At 71.9% G+C, this 24,767-nt stretch carries 18 protein-coding genes; 13 read left to right on the forward strand and 5 right to left on the reverse strand.

The features are described from left to right. Positions 1–5: 5 nt before the first annotated feature. Both BGO91_RS19550 and BGO91_RS19555 read right to left on the reverse strand, forming a co-directional pair. Complete coding sequence (locus BGO91_RS19550; protein ID WP_290474400.1) at positions 6–3,212, reverse strand: stalk domain-containing protein; 3,207 nt, start codon at positions 3,210–3,212, stop codon at positions 6–8. 154 nt (positions 3,213–3,366) lie between these two features. Then, positions 3,367–4,140 (reverse strand): IclR family transcriptional regulator, encoded by a 774-nt coding sequence (locus BGO91_RS19555; protein WP_290474401.1) that lies wholly within the window; start codon positions 4,138–4,140, stop codon positions 3,367–3,369. A gap of 244 nt (positions 4,141–4,384) precedes the next feature. On the opposite strand from BGO91_RS19555, the gene BGO91_RS19560 reads away from it, so the two are divergent. From BGO91_RS19560 to BGO91_RS19575, 4 genes are all read left to right on the forward strand, one after another. Then, the gene (locus tag BGO91_RS19560) at positions 4,385–5,359 is read left to right on the forward strand and encodes a carbohydrate ABC transporter permease (protein WP_290474402.1); all 975 of its coding nucleotides are present in this window, start codon (positions 4,385–4,387) and stop codon (positions 5,357–5,359) included. 3 nt (positions 5,360–5,362) lie between these two features. Continuing rightward, positions 5,363–6,244 (forward strand): carbohydrate ABC transporter permease, encoded by an 882-nt coding sequence (locus tag BGO91_RS19565; RefSeq protein WP_290474403.1) that lies wholly within the window; start codon positions 5,363–5,365, stop codon positions 6,242–6,244. A gap of 52 nt (positions 6,245–6,296) precedes the next feature. Further along, positions 6,297–7,730 (forward strand): extracellular solute-binding protein, encoded by a 1,434-nt coding sequence (locus BGO91_RS19570; protein WP_290474404.1) that lies wholly within the window; start codon positions 6,297–6,299, stop codon positions 7,728–7,730. 68 nt (positions 7,731–7,798) lie between these two features. After that, positions 7,799–8,860 carry a Gfo/Idh/MocA family oxidoreductase gene (locus BGO91_RS19575; protein ID WP_290474405.1) on the forward strand — a complete coding sequence of 354 codons (1,062 nt, stop codon included), beginning with the start codon at positions 7,799–7,801 and terminating at the stop codon, positions 8,858–8,860. Here BGO91_RS19575 and BGO91_RS19580 read toward each other — a convergent pair. Together BGO91_RS19580 and BGO91_RS19585 are read right to left on the reverse strand one after the other, a co-directional pair. Then, on the reverse strand, positions 8,833–11,361 hold the full coding sequence (locus tag BGO91_RS19580; RefSeq protein ID WP_290474406.1) for a family 78 glycoside hydrolase catalytic domain: 2,529 nt from the start codon (positions 11,359–11,361) through the stop codon (positions 8,833–8,835). The two genes, BGO91_RS19575 and BGO91_RS19580, sit on opposite strands and share 28 nt — an antisense overlap. A 6-nt stretch (positions 11,362–11,367) precedes the next feature. Next, on the reverse strand, positions 11,368–12,426 hold the full coding sequence (locus tag BGO91_RS19585) for a mandelate racemase/muconate lactonizing enzyme family protein (protein ID WP_290474407.1): 1,059 nt from the start codon (positions 12,424–12,426) through the stop codon (positions 11,368–11,370). A 250-nt stretch (positions 12,427–12,676) separates the two neighbouring features. On the opposite strand from BGO91_RS19585, the gene BGO91_RS19590 reads away from it, so the two are divergent. Genes BGO91_RS19590 through BGO91_RS19605 form a run of 4 tightly spaced genes read left to right on the forward strand, consistent with a single transcriptional unit; the run spans position 12,677 to position 17,292 of the window. After that, complete coding sequence (locus BGO91_RS19590) at positions 12,677–13,744, forward strand: alcohol dehydrogenase catalytic domain-containing protein (RefSeq protein ID WP_290474408.1); 1,068 nt, start codon at positions 12,677–12,679, stop codon at positions 13,742–13,744. Then, complete coding sequence (locus BGO91_RS19595; protein ID WP_290474409.1) at positions 13,741–14,337, forward strand: GDSL-type esterase/lipase family protein; 597 nt, start codon at positions 13,741–13,743, stop codon at positions 14,335–14,337. The genes BGO91_RS19590 and BGO91_RS19595 overlap by 4 nt, the downstream gene beginning before the upstream one ends. Beyond that, positions 14,337–15,203 carry a fumarylacetoacetate hydrolase family protein gene (locus BGO91_RS19600; RefSeq protein WP_290474410.1) on the forward strand — a complete coding sequence of 289 codons (867 nt, stop codon included), beginning with the start codon at positions 14,337–14,339 and terminating at the stop codon, positions 15,201–15,203. Before BGO91_RS19595 ends, BGO91_RS19600 begins: the two co-directional genes overlap by 1 nt. 1 nt (position 15,204) lies before the next feature. After that, on the forward strand, positions 15,205–17,292 hold the full coding sequence (locus tag BGO91_RS19605) for a beta-galactosidase (RefSeq protein ID WP_290474411.1): 2,088 nt from the start codon (positions 15,205–15,207) through the stop codon (positions 17,290–17,292). On the opposite strand, the gene BGO91_RS19610 is transcribed toward BGO91_RS19605, so the two are convergent. Next, complete coding sequence (locus BGO91_RS19610; RefSeq protein WP_290474412.1) at positions 17,289–19,736, reverse strand: hypothetical protein; 2,448 nt, start codon at positions 19,734–19,736, stop codon at positions 17,289–17,291. The two genes, BGO91_RS19605 and BGO91_RS19610, sit on opposite strands and share 4 nt — an antisense overlap. A 123-nt stretch (positions 19,737–19,859) precedes the next feature. Here BGO91_RS19610 and BGO91_RS19615 point away from each other — a divergent pair, with 123 nt between their 5' ends. The 5 genes from BGO91_RS19615 to BGO91_RS19635 form a co-directional block, all read left to right on the forward strand. Beyond that, positions 19,860–20,954, forward strand: coding sequence for an enolase C-terminal domain-like protein (locus BGO91_RS19615; RefSeq protein WP_290474413.1), 1,095 nt, complete (start codon positions 19,860–19,862; stop codon positions 20,952–20,954). Next, on the forward strand, positions 20,951–21,784 hold the full coding sequence (locus BGO91_RS19620; protein ID WP_290474414.1) for an amidohydrolase: 834 nt from the start codon (positions 20,951–20,953) through the stop codon (positions 21,782–21,784). Before BGO91_RS19615 ends, BGO91_RS19620 begins: the two co-directional genes overlap by 4 nt. Beyond that, entirely contained in the window at positions 21,785–22,936 is a 1,152-nt protein-coding gene (locus BGO91_RS19625; protein ID WP_290474415.1) for a GDSL-type esterase/lipase family protein, read from the forward strand. Between the two features lie 8 nt (positions 22,937–22,944). Beyond that, positions 22,945–23,838, forward strand: coding sequence for a sugar phosphate isomerase/epimerase (locus BGO91_RS19630; protein WP_290474416.1), 894 nt, complete (start codon positions 22,945–22,947; stop codon positions 23,836–23,838). Further along, positions 23,835–24,767: Gfo/Idh/MocA family oxidoreductase (locus tag BGO91_RS19635; RefSeq protein WP_290474417.1), on the forward strand; the 933-nt coding region annotated here is incomplete at its 3' end. The genes BGO91_RS19630 and BGO91_RS19635, both read left to right, overlap by 4 nt.

Genomic DNA, 24,767 nt, shown 5'->3' on the forward strand with positions numbered 1-24,767 from the left:
GCGCGTCAGTTGATCGTGAGGAGCTGGGCCGTCGGGTCCCAGACGACGGTGGAGCCGAGCGCCTGCTGGAAGAAGGAGGCCGGTATGAAGAACCGGCCGCCGACCAGGATGGGCGGGGCGTCCAGGTGGATGACGTTGGCGCCCGCGTGCGCGGTGCTGCTGCCGATCTGGGCGATGAGTGTGGTGCCGCCGACGACGGCGACGAACCATTGCTGGTCCGGGCGCCACTCAGGGCGGCCGCCGAGGACCTCGGAGACGTAGGCGGCGGGGACCATCGGGGTGCCGTTGCTCGCGAGCTGGGGCTGGAAGACCCGCGTGTACGCGCCGTTCACCAGGAGCGCGGGCGTGACCAACGGCACGTTGAGCACGCTGATCTCGTCCACGGAGAAGTTGCCCGGGGTGGACATGACGTCGAGGCGGATCTGCCGGATGGTGCCCACCCACTTCGGGTTGCCCCACACCGGGATGTACCCGACACCCCACTGGCCGTTGACGGTGTCGATGTAGACCTGCGTTCCCTTGTCCTGGTTCCACTGGGTGTCGGCCTCGGTGATGAAGTAGAGGAACTCCGCGGGGGTGTCGCTCTTCATCCTCACCTTGATCCACGGCGCCCGGCGTGCGTCGATGCCGAGGTGGTCGGGCGAGAGGATGCCGGGGTCGGTCCCGATGGAGGTGCCGGAGAGGGCGCCGCCCTGCACCTGGACGGTGGGGATCTGCTGGTTGCTGTCGTCGGTCCAGCCCTCGACGTCGCCATCCGTGTCGAACGTCCAACTGTGCCAGTAGTCGGTCGACTTCGCCGGGTCCGGCACCTCCCGCAGCGGCTGTGTGCGGGCCGGCGGGTAGAGCACGTTCATGCGCGCGCTCTGTGCGGCGGTGGGGGCGAGGTTGGCCGCGGGCGTGCCCGAGCCGAACACACTCCGGATGCCGTTGACGTAGCCGAAGCCGGCGAGGGCACTCGGCATGACGAAGTGGCCCTCGCCGAACTCGTTCCAGTTGTCCACGAGCACCATCGACCGGCCCAGGCTGCCGGAGGGCAGCGAGGGCATGAAGGTGTCGCGCACCCAGGTGGCGTTCGAGACGAAGGTGGAGACGCTGGCCCACGAGCCCGGGGTGAGGGCCCACGGCTGCTGGTCCATCCCCATCGAGATGGTCGGGATCACGTCGACGAAGGCGTTGTCGCGCACGGTCAGCTGCCACTGGCGGTAGCCGTCCTGCATGGCCGCGACGGAGCCGACGCTGTACCGGTACTGCGCATCCACGTCAAGGGTCGAGGTCGAGGCGAAGATCTGCGGCGTGATGATGATGATGTCGTCGAAGCCCGCCGCCTGGACCGCGGAGCGGAGGTAGGCGATCTCGGCCTGCGCCCCCGACAGGTCGCCCGGAGCGGTCGCGAAGGTATCCTTCAGCTTCGGCAGCGAGAAGATCGAGAACAGCGGCTTGTTGTCGATCACGAGGTAATTCGGGTCGCGGAAGTAGTTCTCGATCCAGAACGGGACCATCACGTTCCGGAAGTCGCTGCTGTTCGTCGCGCCGCTGCTGACGTTCTCCCACATGATGGCGAACTTGAGAAGCGACTTGTACTTCGCGTTGAACAGGCCGTCGTGGATGTGATGGCCGAGGTAGGGCTGCTTGATCGGCTGGCCGATGCCGTCGACCGGGCGGAACCAGCAGGCCATCTCGAACTTCACGCCGTTCTCGACCAGCCATTTGATGCACCAGTCGGTGACCTCGGGGTCGCCCTCGTCGTACCAGCCGAGGGTCGGCTTGCGGCTCGGGTACGGGCTGATCGCATCCCATCCCTGGTGGTGGCCCTCGCGCCAGCCGGCGAAGGTCTGCACGCCGACCAGGTAGTCGCCGGTGTTCATCGGCACCGGGGCGGGCACGTAGTCGGCCGGCTCGGGCGCGGTCGGGGAGAGCCGGATGTCGTCGAGGTAGACGGTGCCCTGTGCGCCGACGCCGACGCTGAAGGCCACGGTGTCGAGCGCGGTCACGGCGGGGACCGCCACCGAGTCGGCGACCGTCTTGCCGTTGACGGCGATGCTGGCCGTGCCGCCCTGGCTGTGCGTGGTGACCTTGATGTGGTACCAGAGGTTGGGCTTGCAGTCGTAGCACCTCACCATCGCCCCGGAAGCTTTCGCGTAGCGGATCTCACCCGCCGTCGCCGTCACCCGCACGCCGAGCTGGCTGCCGGCGGAGAGCGTCGCCGTGACGTCCTGCGCTCCGGCCGGCGCGAGGAACCGGTACTCGAACGTCACATCCCCGCTCTGCGCGGCGAAGCCGCGCTGGACGGTCCCCGGCTGGGTCGCCGCGGTCGTGTCGACCTTCAGGCTGTACCGGTCCGCGTAGCTCGAGCCGAGGAGGGCGGCGATCGAGAACGCGGCTCCCGCCCCTCCGGTGGTCCAGTCGCCGGGCAGGGCGCCGGTCGGCACCGTCACGAACGACTCGTTGATGAGGAAACCGTGGTGGATGCGCACGGCGTCGAAGTAGAAGTTGCCGACGAACGCCTCGCTCGTCTGCAGGGTGAACCGGTCGAGCACCGTCGCCGCCTGGGTGAAGGCGACCGCGTTCGCGGCCAGGGTGCCGTTGACGTGGACCGTGACCGTGTCGAGGTCGACGTCGGCGATGACCCGCACGCCGACCACGGAGCCGACGGCGAAGCTCCCGACCGTCACCGCGCCGGTCGGGGTCTGGAGCGTCAGCGCCCCGGCGTTCGCGGTCAGCACGATGGCGTTGACGCTGCTGTTCCCGATGGTCCAGGTGACCCCGCTGAGCGCGGTGAGCGGCTCGAACCGGAAGTCGACGTAGAGGGTGCCGGCGTCGTGCGGGGTGAACACCCTCTGCATGACGATGGGGAGGCCGGGGTTGCTGTCGGTGACCTTCGACCACCGCCCGTAGGAGTAGGAGAGGCTGCCGCCCGCCTGCCGCACATCCCAGCCGGAGGGCACGGTGAGTACCTTGTCGGTCACGGCGTTGGGGAAGTAGAAGTCCTCCTCCACCAGGTACTGCGCACGCGTGGTCCCACCCGAGGTGCCCGTCCGAAGGATGGAGGGGGCCGGTGCGGCGATGGCCCGTCCCGGCTCGGCGGTCGCCAGGAGGCCCGCTGCGGACGCCGCCGCCGCGATCGAGAGGAAGGTGCGCCGGTTGAGGCCGTTGCCGGTCGGCGTCAGGGGCTCCGGCCGCGCGAGCGGTGTCGGATCGAGTGCGTCGTTCACAGGGACTCCCTTATCCGTCGAGTTCACATATCCGAACCAGAATGCTGATTAATGAACTTTCGCGATGAAGCTACACGCACGGGGAGAAGGAAAGCAAGGTGTAGAAACGGCGAGGCCGTGCTCGGCGCACGGCGACGGACGGGCGCACGGTGCGCTAGGGGCGGATGGTCGCCTCGAGCTCGGCGACGGTCGCGCGCAGCGTGTCGTAGATGTCGAGCGGCCAGCCGGCGGTGGTCCGGGAGGTGGGCATCGTGAGCGAGAGCGCCATCTGGCGATACCCGTCCGACAGGAACGGCAGGGGAACCGCGACGCAGCGGCAGCCACTGATGTACTCCTCGTCGTCGACGGCGTAGCCCTCCTCGCGGACGCGGTCCAGCAGGACCAGGAGCTCGTCCACATCCGACACGGTGTTCTCGGTGAGGTGCGCGAGGGGCGCCGCGGCGCGGAGGCGGCGCTCGGCCTCCTCCTGCGGCAGCAGGCTCAGCAGGGCCTTGCCGATGCCGGTGGCGTGAGCGGGCAGCTGCGTGCCGACCGAGGAGGCGAGTCGCATCGTGCGAGCGGGCTGACTGATGGCGATGTAGACGTTGTTGACGCCGTCGAGCTGGGCGAGCTGGACGGTCTCGCCCGCGCTCGCGGCGAGCCGGTCCATGATCGGGCGCACGATGCCGAGGAGGTCGGTGTTGCCGCGGAAGTTCTGGCCGATCTGCCACGCGCGCAGGCCGAGGGAGTACTGGCGGGTACGCGGGTCGTGCGAGACCCATCCCGTCGCGGTGAGGGTCTGGAGCAGCCCGTGCGCACTGGAGCGCGGGATGGAGAGCTCGGTCAGGATCTCGCCGAAGCTGACGCTCTCGTGCTCGCTCACGAACTCGATGAGGCCGAGGGCGCGCTCCGCCGACTTGACGCTGGTTCCCTTGTCGTCCGCCGCCATGATGTCCTTCCCTCGCTCAGCGCGCCATTGCGCCGCATTCTCGCCGGGAGATTCATCCCGTCGATAGGATCAGAATACAGCCCCCTGAACTTTTCGGGCGGAACTCGGCTCATAGTTCACAATCGTGAACGCTGATCCCTTGACATGAACCTTTCGCTCTGGAAGACTGCGATCGCCGCGCGCTGAACCCCCGAGGCCTTCTCGGATCGGACCCCCGTCAGCGCCGACTCGACGTGGAGGGCACATGGCCGATATTCAGACACCCGACCGGGTGGCGCCGGAGGTGGTCGCGATCGCGCCGGAACGGCCGGCCCGGCGCCGGCGACCCGGACGGCTCTCGTTCAGCTGGGGCGCCTACCTCGGGCTCGCGCCGCTGGCGATCATGCTCGGCGTGTTCTGCTACTACCCGGCCGCCAGCGGGATCTTCCACTCGTTCTGGAACTGGAACCCCGGGCAGGAGTCGAGCTTCATCGGCTTCGACAACTACGCCACCATGCTGAGCGACCAGCTCTGGTGGGAGTCGTTCAAGAACCTGGGCATCATCTTCCTGTTCGGCGTCGTGTCGTGGGTGATCCCGCTCGCCGCCGCCGAGCTGCTGATCTCGCTGCGCAGCGAACGCGCGCAGTTCGTCTACCGGACGCTGCTCATCATCCCGATGGCCTTCCCGGGGGTCGTCACGGCGCTCATCTGGTCGTTCCTCTACCAGCCGAACGACGGCGTCATCAACACGGCGCTCACCTCGCTCGGGCTGGGCGACCTCGCGCAGAACTGGCTGGGCGACCCGCATCTGGCCCTCATCGCGCTGCTGTTCATCGGCTTCCCGTTCGTGGCGGGGCTGCCCTTCCTGATGTTTTACTCCACCCTGCAGAACATCCCGAAGGAGATCCTGGAGGCCAGCTCGCTCGACGGCGTCAACCGCATCCAGCGGCTCTTCCTGATCGACCTGCCGCTGATGGGGCGTCAGGTGCAGTTGCTGCTCATCCTGGTGATCATCGAGACGCTGCAATACGGCTTCGTCGCCTACATCCTCACCAACGGCGGGCCGGACAACGCGACGACGGTGCCCGTCATCCGGATGCTGAACGAGGCGTTCTCGGGCGGTCGGTGGGGATACGCCGCCGCGCTGTCCACGACGCTCTTCGTCCTCACCGTGTTCTTCAGCGCCATCGTCGCCCTGGTCAAGCGCCGGGACTCCACGACCAACGTGAAAGGGATCTGAGCCATGTCCGCTGCGTCCGTCGAGACCACGTCCCGGGCCCGCCACGGAGGCCGCTCCGTCAGCCGGCGCACCCGCCGGTCGAGCACTGCCATCCACATCGCGCTCATCGTCATCGCCGCCGTCGGTCTGCTGCCGTACCTCTTCGTGCTCACGACGTCGGTCAAGACGAACGAGCAGTTCGCGTCGAACTACTGGATCCCCACCTTCCCGTTGCACTTCGAGAACTACATCGCCGCGTGGAACCAGATCGCGCCGTTCATGGCGGTCTCCATCATCGTCGCGGTCATCTCGATCCTCGGCATCGTGGTGCTCAGCCTGATCTCGGGCTTCGTGTTCGCCCGCTTCCAGTTCCCGGGCCGCGCGTTCTTCTTCGCCATGGTGGTCGCGCTGCTGATGGTGCCCGGTATCGCGAGTCTCATCCCGCTGTTCGTGATGATGCGCGACCTCGGGCTGCTCAACACGCTGTGGGTGCTGATCCTGCCGCGCATCGCCGGAGGCGCGGTGCTCGGCACCATCCTGATGAAGACCTTCATCGAGGGGATCCCGCAGGAGCTCTTCGACGCCGCGAAGGTCGACGGCGCCGGCACCGGCCGGCTGTTCGGCTCGATCATGCTGCCGCTCTCGCTCCCCGTCGTCGGAACGGTCTCGCTGCTCACGGTCATCGGGGTGTGGAACGACTTCTTCTGGCCGCTCCTCACCGTCACGAACAACGCGCTCAAGCCCGTGAGCGTCGGGCTCCTCTTCTTCCGCGGGCAGGCGGGCACCGACTACGGGGCGATGTTCGCGGGCTACATGATCGCGAGCCTGCCACTGCTGCTCCTCTTCCTCTTCCTCTCCAAGTACTTCCTGGCCGGCATCCAGGGAGGGCTCCCCGGAGCCCATTGAGCCGGGCGCACCACTCACTCCCCGAAGCACACCACAGAAGGGCAATACAAGGATGTATGACAAGCTCACCCGATACGCGGCGATCGCCGTGATCGGAGCCGCAGCCGTGGCACTCACCGGCTGCGCGCCCGGCACCCAGACGGACAAGGTGACAACCATCACGATCGCCGGACCGAACCAATGGAACACCAACGCGCAGAGCTTCGGCCCGGCCTGGGAGGACCTGGTCGCCAGGTTCGAGAAGGCCGAGCCGAACATCAAGGTCGAGACCGTGGTGCTGCCGCTGACCGAGTTCTACCAGACCCTGTCGACGCAGCTCGCGGCGGGCACCGCGCCGGAGCTGGTGTTCAACCAGGCCTCGCACAAGCCCGACCAGGTCGTCGCGCTCGACAGCTACTTCGCGAAGCCGAACCCCTACATCGAGGGCAACAAGGAGTGGATCACGGCGTTCAACCCCGACTACATCGGGGGAGAGGCGAACGCGGGACGCAACGCGGCCCTGCATTACGAGTTCGTGCCCTTCAATCTCTACATCAGCGGCATCTACTACAACAAGGACGTGTTCGAGAAGGCCAAGATCGCCAAGCCCCCGGCGACATACGGCGAGCTGATCACGGACTGCAAGGCGATCAAGAAGGCCGGCTTCACGCCGCTCGCGTTCGACAACAGCTACCTCGCGCAGAACAACGTGGTGAAGCCGATCATGTCGATGCTGCTCACAAAGTACTTCGACAAGCTCAACGTCTACGCCCCCGACGGCACGCCGGGGACCTCGAAGCAGGTCTCGGTCAAGGACTTCGCCAAGGGGGTCCTGACCGGCGAGTTCACCCCGCAGAACGTCCCCGAGATCGGCGAGGCCTACACGCTCGCCAAGAAGGTCGTGGACGAGTGCGCGACGCCGAACTGGTCGGGTGTCGCGACTACGGGCGCCGCCTTCACCGGCGCGCAGGAGTTCCTGGCCGGCAAGGCCGGGATGTCGTTCGGCGCGAACTTCTCGGCCAACAGCCTCGAAGACGTGAAGTGGAAGTACGGGACCCTGCCGTTCCCGACGGTGACCGCGAAGGACTCGTCGCTCTCCACCGGTGAGGCGGCCCGCTCGGGCGCGAGCACCGGAGGCACCAGCTACATGATCCCGGCGACGACCAAGGGCGCGAAGCTCGCCGCGGCGGTCAAGTTCCTGCAGTTCGCCTCCAGCCCCGTCGGCATCCAGCCCTGGCTCGACAAGACGGGCGGCATTCCCGCCCTCGCTGGCGCGCAGCCCGCGCCCGGGCTCGAGGGCCTGACCTCCGGCGACTGGGCGCTCAACCCGATCGTGCCGCAGCCGTCGCTGATGCCGAAGGCCGTGCTCGGCCAGGCGATCTACACCGGCTACCTGACCGGCAACAAGTCGCTCGACGAGGAGCTCGCCCAGACGCTGACCGACTGGACGACGGGGGCGAAGGAAGTCGCCGCCGACGGCAAGTGGACGGACGACTGGGTGAAGTAGGCCCGCTCACCGCACGACATGCCGGCCCGCGGTCACCCCGCGGGCCGGCATCCCATCGAGAGGACACCATGCTGAACGTCGGCCTCGTCGGAGCGGGGTGGTGGGCGCACCACGCGCATCTGCCCGCCATCCGGTCCCACCCGGAGGCGCGGCTCGTCGCCGCGACCGACCCCGACCCCGAGCGGCTCGCGAGCGCGACCGCGCTCGACCCGGGCGTGCGCGGGTTCCCGTCGGTGGCGGAGATGCTGGCCGCCGCCGACCTCGACGTCGTGGTCGTCGCCTCCCCCGCCGCGTTTCACGCCGACGCCGCGCGGGCCGCCCTGCTGGCGGGGGCGGGGGTCCTGGTGGAGAAGCCCTTCACGCTGCACGCCGCGGAGGCCCGCGAGCTCGTGGAGCTGGCGGCATCGCGGCGGCTCGCGCTCTCCGTCAGCCTCCCCTACCAGTACACGCGCGCGGCACGGGCGGTGCGCTCCCTGCTCGCACAGGGGGAGCTGGGCTCGCTCGTCGCCGTGCACGGCGTGTTCGAGTCCTACACGGCCCCGCTCTACGCCGGCGACGTCGACGAGTATCTCCGCCGGGTCGACCGGCCGCACGCGGTTGCGCCGCTCCCCGGCACCTATGCCGATGTCGCGCTCTCGGGCGGCGGGCACGGCCAGTCGCAGACCAGCCACATCGTGTCCGCCCTCTTCGACGCCACCGACGCGCATCCCGAGCGCATCGCCGCGGAGAGCGCCTTCTTGGCGCCCCGCATGGACATCGCCAACACGCTCTCCCTGCGACTGAAGGGCGGTGCCGTCGTCGGCATCTTCTCCTCCGGCGAGACGCTGCCCAGGCAGCCGGCGCAGCAGACGATCACCTACCTGGGCACCCGCGGCGTCGCCCGGCACGACCTGGCGCTGGCCACCCTCGACTGGGCCCTGGCCGGCGGCGACGCCGAACGCGTCGAGCCGGGCGAGGGCGAGTCGGCCTACCCCAACGGGGAGCCGGTCCGCGCGCTGATCGATGCGGTGCTCGCGGCCCGCGCCGGGCGCGGTGACGCCGCTCGGGAGCTCACCGAGGGCGCCGGCCGTGCGGCCCGGGCCGTGGAGGTCATCGAGCGGATCTATCGCGACGAGCCGGTCGACGTCTGATCGGCGGGGAGGGGCGCTGTGAGCTCGTGCCGCCCCGCCGGGAGGCGCCACGAGCGTCCCGCGACCTCCACCACCGCGTCGGCTCCGCTCGGGACCTCGATCGTGAGATCGACGCGGCCCTCCGCCCGGCGCCAGCGCACGGCTGCGCGGCCGCGCGGGGTCAGGACCTCGGCCTCCGCCCACGTGAGCTGCAGCACGGCGGGTGCGATCCGTACGGAGCGCCACCCGGGCGCTGCCGGGGAGATTCCCGCGACGGCGCCGAACAGCCAGTCGTCGATCGTGCCGAGGAAGTAGTGGCCGTGCGACCGGGCGTCGGGGCTCCAGTGCTCCCAGAGGGAGGTCGCTCCCGCGGCGACCCACAGCCCCCAACCCGGGTAGTCGACCTGCTGGGCGACGGCCAGCGCGACCTCGGCGTGGCCATAGCGGGTGAGCTGGGGGAGCAGCTGCTTCGTGCCGAGCGCGCCCGTGTTGAGATGGTGGCCGTTCTCCGCGACCAGCCGCGCGAGGGTGTCCGCGACCGGCTGCCGGTGCGGCTCGGGCAGCAGATCGAACGCCAGGGCGAGCACCTGGTGGGTCTGCCGGTCGCCGGTGTCCCCGACGCCGATCACCTGGGCGCGGTCCGCGTCGAAGAACTTCTCGACGAAGCGGCGGCGCAGCCGAGAGGCCGCCGCCCGCCAGCGAGCGGGGTCGTGGCCGAGCACCTCGGCCATCGCCGCCGCGACGTCGAGCGCCCCGGTCAGGAACGCCGTCGCGGCGACGCGGGTGTCCTCCGGCGCGTTGCCGCCCCCGGGGTCGGCGTCGGGGCTCACCCAGTCGCCGAGAGTCGTATCGGCGATGCCGTGCGGCCAGCGGGCGAGCTCGAACTCGAGGTACGCGGCGGCGTCCGGCCACACGTCCGCCAGCACGCGGGTGTCGCCGCGCTGGCGGTAGAGCTCCCACGGCACGAACAGGAGCGCGGCGTGCCAGGTGGGCGCGGGGGTCCAGTCCATCGTCCAGCCGCCGTGCGGGGCGATCACCTCGGGCGCCCCGGAGCCGTGCCGGGAGGCGGCGATGTCGGCGCTCCACTTGGCGAGGAGCTCGTGGGTGTCGAGGTTCGTCAGCATGAGGGCCGCGCCGAGCATGCCGTCGCCCGTCCACCCGTTCTTCTCGTACATGGGCGTGTCCGTCGGCAGGCCGTGGAGGTTGTTCAGCACGGTGTCGACGGTGAGGTCGTGCACCCGGTTCAGCAGCGCGCTGGAGCAGCGGAACCGGCCGGTCCGCTCGGCCGTGGTGTGCAGCAGCTCCGCGCGCACGATCGGCTCGCGGGGCGCCTCCACCTCGACGTAGCGGAAGCCCTGATAGCCGAACCGCTGACTCCATCGGAGCGGACCGCCGCCGAGGGTCACCCGGTTCAGCTGGAACCGCCCCGCGTAGTACCCGGCCGGGTCCTCGGCATCGGGCCGCCCGTCGGGCAGCAGCCGCTCACCGGCGCGTATCGCGATCGTCTCGCCGGCGCGCCCGTCGGCCTCCAGCAGCACCCGCCCGGCGATCACGCGCGGGAACGTGACGAGCCAGCGTCCCTCGGCCGTCCGCTCCACGCGCTCGGGGGCGATGACCTCCTGCACGGCGATCGGCGGCTGGCGCTGATGCACGGGCCGCCCGCGCGGCCCCGCGGCGGGTGTCGCCATCGGCCACGCCCCGTCGTCGAATCCGGCTGCGGAGAAGCCCGGCCGATCCAGGCGGGCGTCGAAGTCCTCCCCGGCGTACAGATCGTCGGAGCGGGTGGGGCCGCCGATGGCGCGCCACCGCTCGTCGGTGCGCAGGACGACCTCGCCGTCGGCCACGACGAGCGCGCGGAAGCACGGCTCGTCGTGCCAGGGCGCGGTCTCCCAGTTCCACGTGGAGGGCGCCGTCATGCCGTAGAAGCCACGGCCCAGCTCGACGCCCAGCGCGTTGCGGCCCGGCACCAGGCGGTCGGTGACGTCCGCCACGAGGTACTGGGCGGTCACGTCGTAGTCGGTGAACCCCGGGGCGAGCTCGAAGCCCGGGAGGCCGCGGCCGTTGAGCTCGGGGCGCACATACCCGCCCGCCCCGACGACCAGGTAGGCCGCGACGGGCCGATGGCCCACGGTGAACTCCCGCCGCAGCAAGGGGGCGGCGCCCGACGGGGTCGGGTGGGCGATCCACCGGGCCTCCCGCCAGTCGCCGTCGAGCAGCCCGGTGACGAACGACGCCGCCGCGCGGGCCGTGCCGTGGTCCGTGTGGACGGCGACGCGCCAGCCGTAGCGCGTCAGCGCGGCGAGCGGAGGTCCGGAGTACTCGACGTCGACGCCGCCCGGTCCGGGAGCGCCCTCCGTGCTCCAGACGACCCGGCCGCCGGGAGCGATGACCTCCAGCAGCCAGCTGAGCGCGGGCAATCCACGGCCGCCGTCGTCCAGCATCCAGCCGAACCGGGGGCGGACGTCGACGCCGACCGGCTCGCGCGCGTGCTCCACCGTCAGCCGGGCGAGCCGGATCTCCACGCGGCCTCAGCTCGTCCGGTAGCGGTCGAGCGCCGCACCGTCGACGTCGAGGCCGAGACCGGGACCCGTCGGCACGGTGATGCGGCCGTCGCGGATGCTCCACGGGGAGGCGCCGAGCACGGCGTCGTTCAGGCTCCACGCCTCGTCCGGGTGCAGCGTCGGGGGCACGATGGCGAGCTCCTGCCACTCCGGGCCGATCACGGCCGCCGCCTGGAGCCAGCCCGGGAGCCGCAGGCCGCCGGTACCGTGCAGGCAGACGGGCACCCCGAGCGCCTCCGCCACGGCCGCGACCCGCACGGTCGGCAGGATCCCGTTGGCGATCGCCGGGTCGGGCTGGATGACGTCGAAGCTGCCGGCGACGAGAGCGGCGGCGAACTCCGCGGGCGAGGTGTAGCCCTCCCCTCCGACGATCTGCAGGTCGAGCTGGCGGGCCAGCCGGGCCTGGCCCGCCAGGTCGTAGCGGTCGAGCGGCTCCTCGAGCCACCGGACGCCGGCCTCCTGCAGCTCGCGCCCCTCGGCCAGTGCGCGGTCGTAGCTCCACGTCTCGCCCGACACATGGGCGGTGCGGTCGACCATCAGGGTGAAGCCCGGCCCGGTCTGCGCGAGGACGGCCTCGCACAGCGGCGCGATCGCGCCCGGCTCGCGCCAGGCGCGAATCTTGATCCCGCGGAAGCCGGCGGCCTCGTAGCCCAGGATCGTGTCGACTACCTCCGCCGCGTCCACCTGGGACTGGGAGGGGTCGCCCGGCCACACCACGGTGAGGTACGCCTGCAGGTCGGTGCTGCGGGCGCCGCCCAGCAGGGCGTGCACGGGAACGCCGAGCGTCTTGCCCAGGGCGTCCCACGCGGCGTGCTCGGCTCCGTGACCCCGGTCGAGCCCGCGCCGCAGCATCCCGTCAATGTCGTCGATGGGGGCGCCCTCGGTCGCCTCGACGACGAGCGGCCACACGGAGCGGTCGACCGGCCCGGCGAAGCTGTGGCCCCGCACGCCGTCGGTGGTGGTCATGCGCACGACGACGTAGCGGTGGAAGTACCCGGTCCGCACCTGCTCGGGGGTGGCCGGCAAATTGATCGGAAAGACCTCGGTGCGCGCGATCCGCGGCGTCGCCGTTCTCGATGGTGATCTACCACTCATGATGCTGAACTCTAGCGGCCCGGATGCGGGAGAATCCAGTCGCCAGAGGCCAAATAGTTCGAAATACCGAACTGACTATCAACCAAGTGAACTTTCTGCTAGGGTCGTGCTCGCCCGGCGGCGACAGCGCGAAGCGACTACGCCGGCGGCGCGCGACGACGCGAGACGAGAGGAACCTACAGTGCGGACACTGGTCCTGGAGGAGTTCGGGCGCTTGGCGCTCGCGGATCGGCCGATACCGGCGCTCGGGAGCGGGGAGGTCCTCATCCGCGTCGCGTACACCGGGATCTGTGGCTCCGACATCCACGGCTACACCGGCGACAACGGGCGGCGCTCGATCGGCCAGATCATGGGCCACGAGTCGTCCGGCGTCATCGAGGCGTTCGGGCCGGGAAAGCGGCCGGCAGCCCTCGCGGTCGGAGACGCGGTCACCTTCAACCCCGTCGTGCTGCCCGTGGAGGATCGCGCCGTGTTCGCCGACCGGGAACAGCATTCGCCCGGAAAGTCGGTGATCGGCGTCGACCCCTCGCGCTTCGCCTCCTTCGCCGACTACGTGATCGTCCCCGCGGTCAACGTGCTGCGCCTGCCAGACGGGATGCCGATCGAGCACGGCGCCCTGGTGGAGCCCACCGCCGTCGCCCTGCACGCTATCCGCCGCGCCGGCGTCACCGCGGGCTCCCGCGTGCTCGTACTCGGCGGCGGCCCGATCGGCCAGTCGCTGGTGCTCGCCCTCACGGCGCTCGGCGTGCCGGGCATCCACGTCACCGAGATCAGCCCCGCCCGCCGCGCCCTGATCGCCGGCATGGGCGTGCCCACGATCGACCCGTCGGCGGCGGACCCGCTGGGCGCCCTGGAGCTCGACGGCGGCCCGGTCGACATCGCGATCGACGCGGTCGGCTCGTCCCGCTCGCTCGCGGACGCCCTCCGCTGCACCGCGCTCGGCGGGACCGTGTGCCTCGTCGGGATGGGCGAACCGGAGGTGCAGGTCGACGCGTTCCAGATCAGCACGGCGGAGCGGGCCGTCGTCGGCAGCTTTACCTACAGCGCGCGCGACTTCGCCGACGCGGTCGACCTGGTCGCGGCGCACCCGGCCCGCGCGGCCTCCCTGATCAGCAGCGTGGTCGAGCCCGAAGACGCCGATGCGGCGTTCTCCGCGCTGGCCACAGGAGGGGACGCGCTCGGCAAGGTGCTGGTGAGCTTCGTGCGCGAGCGCACCCTGGAGCACGACGGAGAGAGGACGGGACGATGACGCTGGTGTTCATCGGGGACAGCATCACGGAGGACGGCCGTCGTCGCGACGACCCCCGGGACCTCGGTGTCGGCTACGTCACGCGGGTGGCCGCGCGACGCCGGGCCGCCGGGCTCCACGAGCGGATCGTCAACAGCGGCGTCGGCGGCAACCGCGCGATCGACCTGGTGGAGCGCTGGGAGCGCGACTGCCTCGCCCATGACCCCGAGCTGGTCTCGATCCACGTCGGCATCAACGACACCTGGCGCCGGTACGACGGGGGCGAGGCCACCTCCACCGAGGACTTCGCCGATCGGTACCGCGGCCTGCTGGAGCGCACGGCGCCCACCGGTGCCCGCCTCGTGCTGATCGAGCCCTTCCTGCTCGCGCTCACGCCGGAGCAGGCCCGCTGGCGCGAGGACCTCGACCCGAAGATCGCGGTCGTCCGCGGGCTCGCGGGCGAGTTCGGCGCCACGCTCGTCGAGGCGGACAGGGCGTTCGCCGCAGAAGGCGGGCACCGGGATGCCGCGGAGCTGCTCTTCGACGGCGTCCACCCCACTGACGCGGGCCGCGACCTTCTCGCGCACGCCTGGACCGAGGCGGTGACCGCCTGATGCGCGTCGCGAACCTCGACGGCCGGGCCGTGCTGCTCGGCGACACGCGCGCCCTCGACATCGCTGAGGCGAGCGACGGCCGGTTCCCGAGCGATCCGCAGCGGGTGTACGCCGTCTGGAGCGAGCTCGCCGCCTGGGCGGAAGGGCTCCCGGTCGACGAGCGGCCCGGCGCCGTCGCCATCGACCGCGCCCGCCTGGGGCCGCCCGTCCCGCGTCCCGCCCAGATCCTGGCGGTCGGCCTGAACTACGCCGAGCACGCGCGGGAGTCCGGCCTCGCCATCCCCGACGATCCGCTGGTGTTCACGAAGTTCGCCTCCAGCCTCGTCGGCCCGGAGGCTGTCGTGCGCCTGTCGGGCCCGCGCGTCGACTGGGAGGCGGAGCTCGTCGTCGTCATCGGCGACGGTGGCCGTGACATCCCGGCCGACCGGGCGTGGGAGCGCATCGCGGGCCTTACGATCGGGCAGGACATCAGCGACCGGGATGTGCAGTGGTGGGGATCGTCGTCGCAGTTCAGCCTGGGCAAGTCGTTCGAGGGATACGCCCCGACCGGGCCCGCGGTGGTGAGCGTCGCCGAGATCGACGCTGCACGCCGGCGCGACGACCTGCGCGTCTCGTGCCGCAGCGTCGACGCCGACGGCCGCGAGCGCGTGCTGCAGGACGGCCGCACGAGCGACATGATCTTCACGATCCCGCGCATCGTCGAACGGCTCTCCGCGATCGTGGAGCTGCTGCCGGGCGACCTCGTCTTCACCGGCACCCCGGCCGGCGTCGGCTCGGGGCGCACCCCGGAGGAGTTCCTCACCCCGGGGCTGTCGCTCACGACCGAGATCGAGGGCTTGGGCTCCATCCATCAGAGGTTCGTCTGACATGCTGCTCGGGGTCCAGTACTACCGGCCGCCGTCCCCGGACCCGACGCGGTGGGAGGCCGACCTCGACGGCGTGGTCCGTGCGGGCTTCGACACCGTCCAGCTCTGGCTCATCTGGGGGTGGGTCGAGGCGACGGAAGGCGTGCTCGACTGGTCCGACTACGACCGGTTGATGGAGCTGGCTCACGCCCGCGGGCTCCACGTGGTGATCAGCACGATCACCGAGATGCAGCCGGCCTGGCTGCTCCGGCGCCACCCCGACGCCGCCGCCGTCGACCACCTCGGTCGCGTGTCGCCCTCCACCACCCGGGTGGAGGCGCAGGCGGGGGTGACGCCGGGAGGCTCCTTCGACGACCCGCGGGTGCTGGAGGCGATGCGCGTCTTCCTCGACGCGGCGGGCCGCCACTTCGCCGGCCACCCCGCCCTCGTCGCCTGGGACTGCTGGAACGAGAACCGCTGGGCGATGGAGGCGGCCGGTCACCTGGACTACAGCCCGGCGAGCATCCGTGCGTTCCAGGACTGGCTGCGCGAGCGCCACGGCGACCTCGACGGCGTCGCCCGCGCGTGGCGCCGGCGGTTCGGCGGCTGGGAGGACGTGCAGCCCGGCCGCACCCCGGGGCTGCCCTACACCGACCTCGTCGCGTTCCAGCGCTTCCTGACCGAGCGGGCCAGGAAGCACCTGCGCTTCCGGCGGGACACCCTCCGCGCCGCCGATCCCGTGCATCCGATCCTCGCGCACTGCGGCGAGCCGTCGGTCAACTCCGCGGGCAGCCTCTTCGAGCAGCCCCTGTCGCGGGGGAACGACTTCGCCCTCGCGGACGAGCTGGACGGATACGGCTGCTCCAGCTTCCCGCACCTCACCGGCATGTCCCCTCTCGAGCTGGGCATCCGGATCGAGGCGACGCGGAGCGCGGCCGGCGACCGGCCGTTCCTGCTGGCCGAGCTGCAGGGCGGCGGAGGCCGGCTCGGCCACCACGTCCTCCCTCCCGTCACGCCCGAGGAGCAGCAGCGCTGGCTCTGGAACGGGATCGGCCGCGGCGCGAAGGGAGTGATCATCTGGCAGTGGCGCGACGAGGTGCTCGGACGCGAGTCCGGAGGCTTCGGCTTCGCCGGCGACGACGGGCACGCGCCCGGCCGCTTCGCGGCCATGGCGCGGACGGGCGAGCTGATCCGGGAGCACGCCGCCCTGCTCGACGCCTATCGCCCCGAGACGGCGCGCATCGGCGTCCTGTTCCTCCCCGACACCTACTACCTCGAGTGGGCGCAGGACGGCAACGAGGGGCGACAAGCGCAGGGGAGCGTGCTCGGCTGGCTGGCGATCCTCGAACAGCTCCAGATGCCGTACGAGGTGCTCGACCCGGACCACCTGGGCCGCCTCGACGACCTCCGGCTGCTGGTGCTGCCGTGGCCGCTGGCCGTCCCCGACCACGCCCTCGCCGCCGTGCGCGCCTGGGTGGAGCGGGGAGGCCGGCTCGTGACGGAGGCGGATCTGCACGCGTTCGACGACGAGGCGTTCTACCGGGAGCCGGGCGAGCGCACCGCCGCCGCGGAGCTCGGCATCCGCTCCCGGGGCAGGCGCGCCCTCCCCGGCACGGGGACGCTGGAGGTCGACCTCGACGGGCGGGCGTTCACCGTCCCGGCCGCGGGCTGGGTCGAAGAGTACGACTCGGCGGGCGCGCGGGTCGCGGCCCGGCACGACGGCCGGCCGGTCGCGGTCGAGCGGCGGATCGGTGCGGGCTCGGTGCTGGGCATCGGCACCTTCCTCGCGAGGGGTCGGCTCCGGGCGCCCGAGGAGGGCGCCCTCGCGTTCGTCGGCGCGCTCGTCGCCGGCGCCGGCATCGAGCCGTCGGTGCGCGTGGGTGACACCGACGGGACGACCGTCCAGTGGCGTCGCGGGGTCAGCGGCGACGAGGAGCTGCTCTTCCTCGTCGGACCCCCGTCGGCGGAACTCTCCGTCACCCTGCGGGAGGGTGACGTGGACGGGCTCGCCCCGCTGGACGCGCTCCTCGGCGCGCGCGTCGTGCCCGACGGGAACAGCCTCCACGTCACCCTGTCGGAGTGGGGCGTCGCCGTGCTGCGCTGGCGCTAGTCCGCCTCCCGCCAGCTCACGACGATGGAGCCGGTGACGTGCTCGAGCTCCAGGACCCCGGCCACGACCTCGTGGGTCACGTCGCGGGACTCCACCACATCGCCCACCAGGTTGAGGTTCGCCTGGTCGTCGCGCACCAGCGTGACGTCGGAGGCTCCCGCGGGCACGCAGACGCGCACGCGGGCATCCAGGAACCCGCTCGCCGAGAGCGTGCGGGTCATCGAATATGGGTAAGGCGGCAGCTCGCGGCAGCGGAGGACGGCGCCCTGCCGCTGGTCGGCGAAGACTCGGGCCTCGGCGTGGACGGACTTGCCGAGCGCGTACTCGGTGTGCCCATCCGCGAACACGCCCTCGTGACCGGTGAGTACAGGCGCGCCCAGCGGGAACCGGTAGCGCGGTCGCGTCGTCGTGTCGGCGAGGTAGGCGCTCAGCCACATCGCTCCGCGGCTGCGGTGGACGGTCTGCACCGCCGGCCGCGAGTTCGGTGTCAGCCGGGTGAAGCGGCAGGAGACGCCCAGCGCCCCGAGCACGCGGCCGAGCACGCCGCCGGGCTCGACGAACGTGCCGGGTTCGAGAGGGCGCGCGTGGCGGAACCCGCGGGCGTCCATCGGCGCACGGTCGAAGCTCGAGGATCCACGCAGCCAGGCCCACGGCCCGCGTCGCGTGGCGTAGGCGCGGACGGCGTCGCCCGCGCGGACGGTGGCGAGGACCTCCGCACCGGCGCCCGCGCCCGCGACCTCCCGGATGCCGCCGCCGGAGAGGGTCGCCGCGTGCCGCAGTCGCCTGCCCTGCGGCGCCGCGACGATCGTGTCGTCGTCGAGGCGCGTCTCGAGGTCGAGGTCGCCGTCCACCGGGTCTGCGAGCTCGAGGCCGAGGAGCGCTCGCGCCTCCGCGTCGGCCCGATCGGCCGGGCCGTACGCCAGCACCGTCGTCCCGCGCGCGGTCAGCGTGGCCAGCAGCTCCCGCACAGGCCCTCGGAGGGCCCGGGTCGGAGTGACGACGATGCGTCCGTCGAGGGTGCCCGCGTCGACGGCGGCGGCCAGCGACCGCGTCGAGACGACGGTGTTGACGGGGGCGCCGGCGTTGATGCCGGCGGTCAGGCACCAGTCCTCGAAATACGGGTGCTGGACCGACGCGGGGTCAGCCTCCGCGTCGTCGGCGTACTCGTCGAACGGGTAGAGCCAGACGACCGGGCCCGCCTCGTCCGGCGCCGACTCGAGCGCCCGCAGGACGTGCGAGCCCACCTCTCGCCCGGCGCGGGGGTCGAGGTCGCCGCGCTCGGTGTCGATGGAGAGGAACTGCACGTCGGACGCGGTGCGCACCCGTCCGTCCGCGTCCAGGCGCGAGACGCTGAGGGGCAGATAGATGTCGAACGGCTCGCGGTTGTAGAAATCCCACCACGGGTTCTGCCAGAACCACGGATCGTTGACGTAGTAGCGGAAGAGGAAGCCGTCGGCCGGGACCTCGGCGATGCGCGAGAGGTAGCCGGACAGCTCGATGCCGAAGTCCTCGTTGAGCGGCCCCCACGGCGAGTTCGGCGGCGGGTTGCGGAAGGCGCCGGTCCGATAGATCTCGCGCGTCGGCACCGCGTCGCCCCCGAGGTCGATCCCGGTGGAGAAATTGGTGCCCCGCACCTCGATCGGGAACCGGCATTCCCGCGTGAACGTGCGCCAGAACTCGAGGAGTGTGGCGGAGACCTCCGGGACGCGATCGGGCAGGAACGCCTCGCCGGTGTAGACCTCGCCGAGCGGCGTCCACGAGAAGGCGCTGAAGCCGAAGCCGTTGGAGAGCCAGAGGTAGTCGAAGCCGAGCTCGGCGAGGTACGACGACGCCTGACGGCCGAGGAACTCGCCGAACGGCGTGCCCTCGGGGACGCCGTCGGGATACCCCGCGAAGGCGCGCTCGTCCGCGTGCAGCACGGAGTTCGCCCGGATCATCCGGATGAGCCGCCCGATCTCCTTCTCGTTGTCGGAGGCGACGATCTCGGGGTGCTGCTCGTACTTGAAGGTCGACCGGGCGAACTCCGGCCCGGGATCGAAGGTCGCCCCCACGCTCACCGGCACGCCGAGCAGACGCTCGCCGACGGAGCGGATGGTCGCCACCAGGCGGCGGATGTCGCGGTAGGTCAGCGGCTGAACCTCCTCCCGGAAGGGGCGGGCGGTGTTCTCGGGCGTCACGGCGTGCGGATACGCGCCGAACTCGGTGTTGGAGAAGCCGACCGAGCTGGCCCAGGTCACCTCGCGATCGAGGTCGAGGTCCCATTCGAGGATCTCGCTTCCGTCCGCGATCCAGAGCAGCACGGCGACCGAGTCGGCAGCCCCGGCGACGTCGCGCCACCGGTCGAAGATCGTGGCGGCGGTGGCGGCGATGTCGGCCTGGCTCCAGGAGGGGAAGGGCTTGAGGGAGGTCTCCAGTCCGGCTCTCGCCAGTGCGCGGGGGCTCATCCATACTCCAGATCGTCGTCGATGTGTCCAGTGGGGTGGACGGCAGTTTCGAATGTTGAACTAAACCGGTGCTTACGTTAGCATCGCCAGTGCTTCCCCACGAGCCGTCGAACCGAGGAATCCGTGCTGATCCGCAATGTCGCTGTGAAGGTGTCCCCGTTCTCCACCGGGACCTGGCTCGACGAGAGCCGGGTGTCGACGCCGCTCTCCCGGTACCCGGAGTTCGCCGAGCGGCGCAGCAGCTGGCGGGGCCCGGGCAGCGACCTGGTCTGGGTGCTGATCGAGACCGACGACCCCGACGTCTTCGGAGTCGGGCAGAGCCGGGGCGGCGTCGTCACGGCCGCCCTGATCGAGAGCCACTTCCGCGACCTGCTGCTCGGGCGCGACGCCCTCGATCTCGACACGCGCGTCGACCAGCTGCACCGCGCGGCCCTCCCCTACGCGGCGGGCGGGATCCTGTCGATGGCGCTCTCGGCGTGCGAACTCGCGCTCTGGGACCTGGCCGCGCGTGCCGCCGACGTCTCGCTCGCCGCCCTGCTCGGCGGCGACGACCGGCCGCTGCCGCACTATCTCACCTGCCCGGCGCCCGAACTGCTCGACCACGTCGACCCCGCCCTCGTCGCCACGAGCGCGACCGTCAAGGTTCCCATGCAATACGGGCCGGCGGAGGGGAAGGAGGGGCTGCGCGCGAACCTGAACCGGCTGGACGAGGTGCGCGATCGCATCCCCGCCGATGTGTCCGTCTCGATCGACTGCTTCATGTCGTGGAACCTGGAGTACACCACCGCTTTCCTCGACGCCGCACGCGACCACGGCCTCGGCTGGGTGGAGGAGCCGCTCCTGCCGGACGACCTGGCGGGCTACGCGGAGCTGCGCCGCAGGCAGCCCGTCGCCGTGGCCGGGGGCGAGCACCTCTTCGGGCGCGTGGAGGCCGAGCGATTCCTGCGCGCGGGCTGCGCCGACATCGTGCAGGTGGACGTCACGTGGTGCGGCGGCCTGGGCACGGCGGGCCGGGTGGCCGCGCTCGCGCAGGAGCAGGGGGTCGTGTTCGCGCCCCACGGCGCCGCCCTCCAGCCCTGGGCCGTGCACCTGCTGTCGTCGGTGGGCGGCGCCGTCCTCGCCGAGGTCCTGCTCGGACTCGGCGCTTCAGCGGAGCCCCCGCGCGCGGGCAGCGCGGTCGGCGCGGGGATCGATCCCGCATCGGTGGGGCTCCGATGATCGTCGATGCGCACTGCCACCTGTGGCGCCGCTGGCCGTATCCGACCCCGGCACCGGCCGACGGCGCGACGACCCGCGCCCTGCTCGACACGATGGCCGCCTCGGGCGTCGCCCGGGCCGCCATCGTCGCGGCGGCGATCGACGGGAGCGAGGCGGGCGCGGGGAATCCGGACAACAACGACGATGTCGCCGCGGTCGTGGCCGAGCATCCCGGAGAGTTCCGGATGTTCGCAGACGTGGACTCCCGCTGGTCGGGCACGTACCACCGGCCGGGCGGGGCGGGCCGGCTGGAGCACGAGGTCGCCCGGCTGGGCACCCGGGGCTTCACGCACTACCTCGCCGACGCCGACGACGGCTGGTTCGAGACCGCGGAGGCGGCCGCGTTCTTCTCGGCGGCGGAGCGGCTCGGGCTGGTGGCGAGCCTGCACGCCCCGCCGCCGTGGCACCGGGCCGTGGCCGGGGTCGCACGACGCCACCCTGAACTGACCGTGCTGCTGCACCACCAGGGCCTCTCGCGCAGCGACGCGGACCTGGAGTCCCTGCTCGGCCTCGCCGGGCATCCCGGCATCGGCGTCAAGGTGTCGGGGTTCCGCTACGTGTCGGAGGAGGGGCCGCCCTACCGGGATGTGGCCGCCCGCCTCGAGCGTCTCGCGCGCGCGTTTGGGCCCGAGCGGCTCGCGTGGGGCTCCGACTGGCCCGTCTCGACCGCGCACCACTCGTACGCGGACGCCCTCGCCTTCGCCGCCGACGCCCTCGGCTTCCTCGACCCCTCCGAGCGCGACCGCGTCTTCGGCGGCACCGCCCTCTCGCTTCTCCGTTGGGAGCCCTAGATGCCTGTCCACCAGTTGACCAGGGACGAGGTGCGCGCGGCGATCCGCGGAACGGCCTACGCCGACCAGACCGCCACGACCGTGTCGCCCGTCCGCCTGCCGCACAGCATCCGGCGCCGGGGCGGTGACGAGTCGATCGAGCGGATGGCGGGGCAGACTGCGGGCGTGCGGCTCGAACTGCTGACCTCGGCGCGCACCGTCGTGATCGAGGCGCTGCTCACCCGCAGCCACCCCGCGGCCGTGAGCGACGACGCCCGCCCGGCCGTGCTGGTCGCCGTGGTGGACGGCCGGGAGATGGATCGACGGTCGTTCCTCAACGGGCCGATCGTGCGTCAGTTGCCGGGCGGGGCCACCGAGCTCGTGCCGGGCTCCGTGTCGGTGGCCGGTCTCTCGCTGGGCGAGCGCACGGCGGACCCCCGCGTCGTCGAGGTCTGGCTGCCGCACGTCAGCGCGACCGAGATCCTCTCCGTCCGCGCCGACGCGGCCATCGCCCCGGCCCCGCCGCGGGATCGTCCGCGCTGGACGCATTACGGCAGCTCCATCAGTCACGGGGCGGAGGCGGACGGCCCCACCCGCACCTGGCCCGCGGTCGCGGCGCTCGCCCTCGACTGGGATCTGACGGGCCTCGGCCTCGGCGGCCAGGCGATGGTCGACCCCTTCGTCGCCCGCGTGATCCGCGACACCCCGGCCGACCTCATCACGCTGAAGCTCGGGGTGAACGTCGTCAACGCGGACGCCTTCCGCTCCCGCACCTTCGCCCCGGCGGTGCACGGCTTCCTCGACACCATCCGCGAAGGGCATCCCGAGACCCCCGTCGTCGTGATCTCGCCCGTCGCGCTCCCCATCCACGAGACCACGCCCGGCCCGACCGTGATCGGCCCCGACGGCGCCCTGACCGGCACCCCCGACGCGGGCGACCGCCCCGGTGTGCTCACGCTCTCGGCGGTGCGGCCCGCGCTCGAACGCGTCGTCGCCGAGCGCGACGACCCGACGGTGCGCTACCTCGACGGCCGGCGCCTGCTCGGGCCGGACGACACCCACCATCTGCACGACCGGCTCCACCCCGACGCCGCCGGCCACGTGCTCATAGGCGAGCGGTTCATCGACATCGCGCGCGGAGCCGACTGGGCGCCGCGCCGTCCCCCCGAGTGAGAGGCACCATGTCCCGATCAGAACGCGTGGCGATCAACCCGCTGCCCTTCCTGCTGGAGGAGCGCGGACTTGACCTGTCGCCGGAACGGCTGCGCTCGACCTTCGACCAGATCGCCCGGGCGGGCTACTCGGCGGTGCACGCCGACGTGCCGCCCGGCAGCACCCCGGGGGAGTACCGGTCGCTGCTCGCCGAGTACGGCCTGCGTCCCGCGCCGGGCTACTTCGGCGGGTTCTTCGACCGGCCGGACGAGCGGAGCGCTGTGGTCGAGGCGGCGCGCGTCCAGGCCGCCCAGACCGCCGAGCTGGGGGCCGACACCCTCTTCATCGCCCAGCACATGTGCGACGCCCGGCGCGCCGGACCCGCCATCGGCGCCGAGGCCTCAGGCGAGCGGGTCGCCATCATGGCCGACGGCCTCGAGCTCGCCGCGCAGGCGGCGCGCCGCGAGGGCGTCGCCATGGCCCTGCACCCGCACGTCGGCTCGTGGATCGAGACCGAGCCGGAGGTGCGGGGCATCCTCGATCGCACGCGCGGCGGCGAGCTGCGCTTCGGCCCGGACACGGGCCACCTCGCCTTCGCGGGCATGGACCCGGCCGCACTCGTGGCCGAGTACCGGGACCGCGTCGCGGGGATCCACCTCAAGGACCTCGACGCGGCGGCCGCCGCCCGGGTCATCCGGGGCGGCGTCAACTACTACGACGCGACGCGCACGGAGCGCGTCTGGGCCGAACCCGGTGCCGGCGACCTCGACCTGGCCGCGGTGCTCGACGCGCTGCCCGCAGAATTCGCAGGGTGGTACGTGGTCGAGGTGGACCTGCCCAAGCACGGGACGCCATTCGAGAGTGCCGTCCTTTCGCGCGAGAATCTCCTGGCGCAGCCCTACTTTGCGGAGGGCGCGCGATGACTGAGGCGCCGCTGGGTGTAGGCATCGTCGGCGCCGGGCCCGTCGTGCAGGCCATCCACCTGCCGACCCTGGCGCGGCTGCCGGACGCGTTCGCCGTGCGGAACGTGATGGATGTGAACCCGGAGGTCGCGTCGGCCGTAGCGGCACGGACGGGGGCCCGCGCCTCCACCTCGCTCGACGAGCTGCTCGCCGACGATGGGGTCGACGTCGTCGCCGTGTGCAGCCCGAGCGCCTTCCACGCCGAGCACGTCGTCGCGGCGATGCGCGCGGGGGTGCGCGCGGTGCTGTGTGAGAAGCCGTTCGCGACGGACCGCGACCAGGCGGAGTCGATCGCCGAGGCGAGCAGGCAGACAGGTGTGCCGGTCGTCGTCGGAGCGATGCACACCTTCGATCCCGCGTGGTCGGCGGCCGTCGCAGCCTGGGAGGCCCTGCCCCCGGGCGCGCGGGAGGCGCACACGATCCGGTCGCGGGTGGTCCTGCCCCCGAACGCGCTGTTCGAGTCGTCGGCGACCGAGGTGCTCACCTCCCGGCCCGACCTCGGGTTGCCCGACCTCGCCGACCCGGCCGTGCGCGCATCGATGGTCACCGGCGGCGTGCTTGGCCTGGCCATCCACGACCTCCCGCTGGTCCGGCGCTTCCTTCCGCCCGGCGCGGACGCGCGGGTCGTCTCGGCATCGGCATTGTCGCCCTGGGGCTACGAGCTCGGCTTCATCGCGGGGGGTGGCCTCGTGCACGCCGTCGGCGCGCTCACCGAGCAGTGGCGGCCGACGTGGGAGCTGGAGGTGCTGAGCGATGCGGCGCGGCTGCTGCTGGAGTTCACGCCCTCATACGTGCACGCGGGCTCCGCCGTGGCGACGCTCACCACCGCCGAAGGCTCCACGCGCTTCGGGCCGTTTCCCCACAACGGGTATGAGGGCGAGTGGCGGGCG

The organism is Leifsonia sp. 71-9, from assembly GCF_001898805.1.
GTDB lineage: Bacteria > Actinomycetota > Actinomycetes > Actinomycetales > Microbacteriaceae > Leifsonia.

What these genes read in the sequence shown, in the direction of transcription:
- BGO91_RS19555 (WP_290474401.1), bottom strand. Translation starts at nt 4,140, where the DNA reads ATGGCGGCGGACGACAAGGGAACCAGCGTCAAGTCGGCGGAGCGCGCC.
- BGO91_RS19560 (WP_290474402.1), top strand. Translation starts at nt 4,385, where the DNA reads ATGGCCGATATTCAGACACCCGACCGGGTGGCGCCGGAGGTGGTCGCG.
- BGO91_RS19565 (WP_290474403.1), top strand. Translation starts at nt 5,363, where the DNA reads ATGTCCGCTGCGTCCGTCGAGACCACGTCCCGGGCCCGCCACGGAGGC.
- BGO91_RS19570 (WP_290474404.1), top strand. Translation starts at nt 6,297, where the DNA reads ATGTATGACAAGCTCACCCGATACGCGGCGATCGCCGTGATCGGAGCC.
- BGO91_RS19575 (WP_290474405.1), top strand. Translation starts at nt 7,799, where the DNA reads ATGCTGAACGTCGGCCTCGTCGGAGCGGGGTGGTGGGCGCACCACGCG.
- BGO91_RS19595 (WP_290474409.1), top strand. Translation starts at nt 13,741, where the DNA reads ATGACGCTGGTGTTCATCGGGGACAGCATCACGGAGGACGGCCGTCGT.
- BGO91_RS19600 (WP_290474410.1), top strand. Translation starts at nt 14,337, where the DNA reads ATGCGCGTCGCGAACCTCGACGGCCGGGCCGTGCTGCTCGGCGACACG.
- BGO91_RS19605 (WP_290474411.1), top strand. Translation starts at nt 15,205, where the DNA reads ATGCTGCTCGGGGTCCAGTACTACCGGCCGCCGTCCCCGGACCCGACG.
- BGO91_RS19610 (WP_290474412.1), bottom strand. Translation starts at nt 19,736, where the DNA reads ATGAGCCCCCGCGCACTGGCGAGAGCCGGACTGGAGACCTCCCTCAAG.
- BGO91_RS19620 (WP_290474414.1), top strand. Translation starts at nt 20,951, where the DNA reads ATGATCGTCGATGCGCACTGCCACCTGTGGCGCCGCTGGCCGTATCCG.
- BGO91_RS19625 (WP_290474415.1), top strand. Translation starts at nt 21,785, where the DNA reads ATGCCTGTCCACCAGTTGACCAGGGACGAGGTGCGCGCGGCGATCCGC.
- BGO91_RS19630 (WP_290474416.1), top strand. Translation starts at nt 22,945, where the DNA reads ATGTCCCGATCAGAACGCGTGGCGATCAACCCGCTGCCCTTCCTGCTG.